The organism is Vulcanisaeta distributa JCM 11216 (assembly GCF_001315985.1).
GTDB lineage: Archaea > Thermoproteota > Thermoprotei > Thermoproteales > Thermocladiaceae > Vulcanisaeta > Vulcanisaeta distributa_E.
In genome coordinates, this window is record NZ_BBBI01000035.1 from 1 (window position 1) to 5,615 (window position 5,615).

General features: G+C 48.5%; 6 protein-coding genes, 2 pseudogenes and 1 CRISPR repeat array. All 8 genes and pseudogenes read right to left on the minus strand.

Features of this window, described 5'->3' with window-relative positions:
• Positions 1 to 287, minus strand: a pseudogene (locus tag JCM11216_RS13750) (hypothetical protein); the annotation flags it as partial.
• 94 nt (positions 288 to 381) lie between these two features.
• Positions 382 to 1,206 carry a ParA family protein gene (locus JCM11216_RS13755; protein ID WP_054854567.1) on the minus strand — a complete coding sequence of 275 codons (825 nt, stop codon included), beginning with the start codon at positions 1,204 to 1,206 and terminating at the stop codon, positions 382 to 384.
• Positions 1,206 to 1,916: an ATPase, T2SS/T4P/T4SS family gene (locus JCM11216_RS20190; RefSeq protein ID WP_243676435.1), complete on the minus strand. Its 711-nt coding sequence runs from the start codon at positions 1,914 to 1,916 to the stop codon at positions 1,206 to 1,208. Before JCM11216_RS20190 ends, JCM11216_RS13755 begins: the two co-directional genes overlap by 1 nt.
• The gene (locus tag JCM11216_RS20195; RefSeq protein WP_243676436.1) at positions 1,873 to 2,787 is read right to left on the minus strand and encodes a hypothetical protein; all 915 of its coding nucleotides are present in this window, start codon (positions 2,785 to 2,787) and stop codon (positions 1,873 to 1,875) included. Before JCM11216_RS20195 ends, JCM11216_RS20190 begins: the two co-directional genes overlap by 44 nt.
• Positions 2,788 to 2,810: 23 nt before the next feature.
• The gene (locus JCM11216_RS20200; RefSeq protein ID WP_243676437.1) at positions 2,811 to 3,476 is read right to left on the minus strand and encodes a hypothetical protein; all 666 of its coding nucleotides are present in this window, start codon (positions 3,474 to 3,476) and stop codon (positions 2,811 to 2,813) included.
• A complete protein-coding gene (locus JCM11216_RS20205) occupies positions 3,476 to 3,868 on the minus strand; it encodes a hypothetical protein (protein WP_243676438.1) in 393 nt (130 codons plus the stop codon). Before JCM11216_RS20205 ends, JCM11216_RS20200 begins: the two co-directional genes overlap by 1 nt.
• A gap of 355 nt (positions 3,869 to 4,223) precedes the next feature.
• Positions 4,224 to 4,681: a CRISPR direct-repeat array (repeat unit 25 nt; unit sequence GAGGATTTCAATAGAATATTGAAAG).
• 137 nt (positions 4,682 to 4,818) lie between these two features.
• Positions 4,819 to 5,142, minus strand: coding sequence for a hypothetical protein (locus JCM11216_RS13770; protein ID WP_243676439.1), 324 nt, complete (start codon positions 5,140 to 5,142; stop codon positions 4,819 to 4,821).
• A 168-nt stretch (positions 5,143 to 5,310) separates the two neighbouring features.
• Positions 5,311 to 5,615, minus strand: a pseudogene (locus tag JCM11216_RS13775) (hypothetical protein); the annotation flags it as partial.

Sequence of the window (5,615 nt, forward strand, 5' to 3'; positions counted from 1 at the left end):
AGGACTAGGCTATTGTTTGGTAGGCTTGGTAATTCATTAATGGTTATTGGCTTGATCAGTGATTGATTAATGCCTAATCCCATCAACTCCTGAACAAGCGTTGAAGGACCAACTACGTAGATCGGCGTGTTTATGCTAACCGGTGTTGGTTCATTAACTGTGCCGAGACTCGCCCTATTAATTGTCATAGGCCCATTAACAACGTGCAGTGCAAGCACGAGCGCCAAAGCCAGGGCGACAACCACAGACAAAGCCACCACCAAAAGCCTTAACCCAAACCCCCCCATAACCACCAGTTCTCTCTAATTCACGGGACTTTTTTCTAACTCCGGCTGTTCAGAAAAAGTGAGCCGAGTGGGGGGGTTGAATAAGCCTGGAGCGTTAGGTCACGCTCACTGAGCCGGTGAGTAGTGCCTTCACCTGCCTTGTCATGGCGTTGGTCATGGTCTCTATGGCCTTCTTGAATTGTGTTAGTGATCCCTTTGGTTCGTATAGGATTGCCGGCTTCATGGTTGCCGTTAGGTACTGTGCAATTGGGCTCATGGGGGGGATTGTGAAGACCTCGCCGTTGCGTGCGAAGCCCCCCCTTACCCTCGACTCGATGGTGTCGAGTCCTGGCAGTGCCTTGTTTAGGACCACATTAATTATCTTCCTGTACCTGAGTTGAGTAATCATTGGCTGTATGTACGTGTCGTCGATTTCCTTAATGACGTACTCGCTGTACGTTGCGTGGTCTAGGACGATGTTTATTATCTGCGAGGTGACTAGTGCGGGTATTAGGATTGGCGTTGGTGCGTTGGCTGGTAAGTCAACAAGCACCAACTGGGAGCCAGTAGCCATGACTAGGGAGTTGATTAAGTAAACCCATCTGTTGAACAACTCATTGACGTTAATCGTTAGTTGATAACTCCTTACGTTGCCTGGCGGTACAACGAGGACTGAGGGTAAATAAGTAGACCTACTAAGTAGTTGATTGGCGTCGTTGATCGAGCCAATTAGGAAGTCCAGTGCGCCAAGCCTCTCCGGCACAATGCCCAGTGTCCTACTGGCCGTCTGGCTCGAGTCTATCCCGAGGTCAATCAATAGGACGTTAGACCTAAGCGACTGACTCATTGCTATTGCCAAGTTAGCGGCTAGTGTTGATTTGCCAGTGCCTCCCTTCGAGCCACTGAAGAATGTGGCTATGACGAACCTAGGCCTAAGCATCAATCAACACCCTTCTCAGCTTTAAAAGCCTCGGTTGAGTCAAAGTCGAGGCTCAACAAATCATCCGGCAGTGGCAGTGGCTTGACTTGCTCATTATTAACAGCCTCGTTCACCTCAGCCGTAATGTCGACACTCTTGAGTACGGCCTCAGGCTGTTTGTAGAAGATGTAGAGCAGATTGGCTAGTTGCTCGTGGCTTAAGCCCGCGTTGACTGCCTTCGTTAGGAAGGCAGTCCTAAACCCCAACTGCCTATTTACGTAGTCAACACCGTAATCCCTAACCAAGGCGTTTATGTATGGCTCGGCGTTGTGTATTTTCCCAACAAACCTCCTAGTAACAACCTCATACACCCCCCCTGTTTCGGGGTTAAACCTAACATCCCTAGTCATCGAGACCTCGACAATCACCGAGAGCCTCAGCAACTCCTCAGCCTCGAAGCCGAGGCTCCTAAGCCTAGCCCTTGCTGCTTCAATGTTTTCGGCGTGGAACGTGGTTAAGGCTCCATGCCCGAGTGTTATGGCCTCAGCCAATGCCTTGAATTCACCGCCACTCCTAGCCTCGTTCAAGACAATGATATCCACACCACTCCTGAGGGCCTGCCTAATGAGCTCGGCCTTGTCAATACTCCTAATTCCATGGGCGTAGGCTATTCGCTCAAGCATTGGCTTAACCACCTGGTGATGCGGTAGGAAGAGCTCGGCCACGTCCATAATCAACGCCATTGACCTCGTGACTAGCATAAACGCAATGGCGTTCTGTAGCTAGTCTTTCCAGAGCCATTGGGCCGATTATCAAGATCGGGATCCTGTGGTCGGCGAGTAGCCAGAGCTTAGCCGAGTCCTCGATGTTGATCATGCCTCGCCTAATCAACTCGGGTAGTGTCCATGGTTTGCGTGGCAAGACCCTAATGCTCATTGAGCCTGGGCTCACTGGCTCAGCCTCAATGCTGACCCTAACGCCGAACTCGGGATCCACAACACTAGCCACTGGGCTGTAACTCGTTACTGCAGTCCTAGCCCTCTGAGCCACGCGCCTAATCAAGTAATCAACGAATGAATTAAGGTCAAAGGTTATGGTCTTAATCACCTTCTTTCCCTTCTTTAGTTCGAATGGCTCCCAGCCGATGATTACCTGAACCCTACCGAGCAGTGAGTGCTCCATGTAGATCCCGCCGAGGCCGTACTTCGTATTGGCCTTGTTTATGTGTATGTCAGTCACATCATCCATCAATAGGACTGGGGTCAACGCCCCCCCGTAGTAGTTGAACCACCTACTGAATACCCTAACAGCCAAGTCAATGTTCTCCCCCCCACTCGGCTTTATCCCTATTGACTTCAAGCCCCCCCTCTCGACAGCCCTCTCTAGCTTGGCGCCACTCCCGAACCAATCAACGATTCTATCCAGTGGCAGGGCAACTACCCACTCTGGTAGTTCGTCGATTACGTATGCCACGTAGTCGTGGACACCGTATTGGCTAGCCTGAATAAGGTGAACCTCGATGTCGGTTTTAATGCCGCCGAACTCGACTGTGTAGTTCTTGACCAATCCCTGGCTAACCACCTTAGGCCTCGAAATATGCATCACTAATCACCAAATGAGTGGTATCAACGGGGGGTTAGATAGATTGGTATTAAGGAGATTCCAAGCCCAATGCTGTGCATGGACTTGCCGGTCAAAACCGAAGTGGCAATCGCCAGTGGGATCAGTGTTGAGTTGATTAATTGTGGGTTTAGGGTAATGGGCAAATTAATGCCAGTCATAGTAACTGCGTGAATCCCGGTTAGTACGTATGCGGTGAATAGCATGAATGCGTAGCCCACACCAACAAAGGGCCCATAGACAAAGCCGGTGGTTACTGAGCGCCTGATGAAGTCTATCATTGAGTCAACGAGTATGTTCACCCTCTCCACAAACTCCCTAACACCAACCGAGTAGGCGTAGTCCCAGAGTGGCTTAAGCTCACGCTCAACAATCGTGACCGGCCTAGGCGGCTGCGGGTTTGGTATTGTGAGTAACTCATTGAATGAGTTCAGTACCCTTTGTGGTAGTCCTAGGTAGTTCCTAGTGAAGTTTATGAACTGCGGTATGTATAGGGTGGAGAAGCCTAGGCTCGAGCCCATTGCGGTTATAAACACAAGCCTTAAGGCACTTAGGCCCATTAGGTAACTACCCAGTGAGTAGGCAATAAAGCCACCCATTAAGCCGGCGATGGTTGGCTTAACGTAGTCATACCTAACAAGCTCAACCTGGTAGTAATGAATTATTGGCACTAGGCTAAGCCGACTAGTGAGATTGTTGGTGGTGCACCGAGTATTGCCATGAAGGATGCCACGCCGAGCATGATTGCAATGACTATAACCGCGGTCAAGGCCTTCGACTGCCAATCCAACTGCTGATTAAGCCAGTTGCTGAACTTGCTCATGAGTGCAAGGAACGTTATTGATGGGTCACTACCGGCGATGAAGTAGGAACTTGCAATGCTAATTAATTCCCTCCTGTAACTCCTTGGCAGTACCCATGGGTTGTTGAAGACCCTCAAAACAGTGGCTACCCTACGCCAAGCCCTACTAAGCCTAGCCGACTCACTAACAGCATTGTCAATCCCATCAACTGGTGACCTAACAATGAAGACCAAGTCAGCAACCAACTCCCTAACATCCATCAAAGAGACAAGACAATGAACTTTTAAGGGGTACAGGACACGAGACGAGGCAAAGGCAATCAATGCACGCTCACGTGCATTAACCACAGCCACCCACGTTGAATAACCCACAATCAATAAAGCCGGGGAGTGTGCATGATATCATGCACTTTCTCCATTTTACAAAGCACTAAGTATCGTTGGAACAGGCTCGGTTTTGCAAAGTTGAAATACCGTGGAAACAAAAATTCAATCCCCAATAAAGACCGTGTGAACAAACACGAAACGTAAGCATTAGAAGCAGAAAGATGTCCCAACGAAGGCCAAGAAAACAAGGAGGAAAAACTTAAAAAGAGCCAAATAAAGTAGCGATCCTGAGGATTTCAATAGAATATTGAAAGCGTTAATTCAGGGTTTGGCGCCTACGGAAGCAGCAGTGGCGCGCCATTCACAGAGGATTTCAATAGAATATTGAAAGTGAGGTTACGGTCACTGATGACGTCATTGGTGTGCATGCAAAGAGGCGTGGGAGGATTTCAATAGAATATTGAAAGATTGCGGAACTATGATATAATCACCAAAAGCATAATTATCAGAGAGGATTTCAATAGAATATTGAAAGCAAGTGGTAGTACTCCCTTGCCTATTATCTCCCCCCATACTTTCCAATATGAGGATTTCAATAGAATATTGAAAGGGTGAAATTGTTAACTTGGACTCCCTCTGTATTAAGACATTGAGGATTTCAATAGAATATTGAAAGTCCCTCTTCATCCTGCTTATATTCAACATTCTATTTCTAATACCACGAGGATTTCAATAGAATATTGAGGGGGGGTGGTCTTCTTGTCGTTGATTAAGGCTTGGTTGGTCGGGAGGATTTTAATGGGGGGGTTTTGTCCTTGGTGTCTTGGGTTGGGTGAGAATCGAGAACCAGTGTTTTTGATCTTGGGTTTGATTTTTTGAGGTTGTTATGAGACTGTTGCTGTGTATGTTCCTGAGCTCGTTATTACGGCTATGCTCGTTACCTCATCTGTTGATGGGTTGCAACTCGAGTAGGTTATGGTGAGCGTTTGGCCTGGCTTGAGGGTTATCGGCAAGCCACTGCTTAACTGCTGACCGTCTAGGTAGTAAGTGGCTACTGAACAACTTGCCTGGCTTTGACCTGCGTATAGGATTATGCTCTCAATCCTTAGGTTGCCGACGCCAGCGTCCTTGATGTTCACGAATAGGTTTCCACTCGATGTTGTTGCGGTGATCATTGGTGCGTTAGCGGTGTTTAGCGACCTATTCACTCCCCCCGTAGATTAGGTACATTATTGCCAATGCCATGACTATGCCCACGAGGGTCACTATCAACCAAAGCACGTTGAACTCGCCACGCCTAGACCTCCAAGCCTTACTCCTCGTTCTTGCCCCCCCTGGCTCATCGAAAATGCATCTTGACTTGTTTTAAGGGGGTCTTACCAGTAGCCCTGTGTGTATGTGCACTTGACGTGTATTGTCAAGTCTGTGTTTGGTGTTGCGATTAGTATGTAGGTGAATGTCCATGGGGGGGTGCTGTATGGGCTTGTGTTGCTTGATATGAGTATTGGCTGGATGCTTGGATTGATTTCTAGGCTGCAGCTCATTTGCGGAACACTGTAGTTGTAGGTCACCTCAATGAGTATTGGCCCGTAGGTGAATATGTCCTTGGTGGCATAACCACTGAAGTACGCACCCCCCCACTCATTAAGTCCAATGGAGCCACTGACGCCCCCCCTGTTAT

Bases quoted from the DNA above. Each gene is read 5' to 3' on its own strand.
- JCM11216_RS13755 (WP_054854567.1), bottom strand. From the start codon at position 1,206: ATGCTTAGGCCTAGGTTCGTCATAGCCACATTCTTCAGTGGCTCGAAG.
- JCM11216_RS20190 (WP_243676435.1), bottom strand. From the start codon at position 1,916: ATGGACGTGGCCGAGCTCTTCCTACCGCATCACCAGGTGGTTAAGCCA.
- JCM11216_RS20195 (WP_243676436.1), bottom strand. From the start codon at position 2,787: ATGCATATTTCGAGGCCTAAGGTGGTTAGCCAGGGATTGGTCAAGAAC.
- JCM11216_RS20205 (WP_243676438.1), bottom strand. From the start codon at position 3,868: ATGGATGTTAGGGAGTTGGTTGCTGACTTGGTCTTCATTGTTAGGTCA.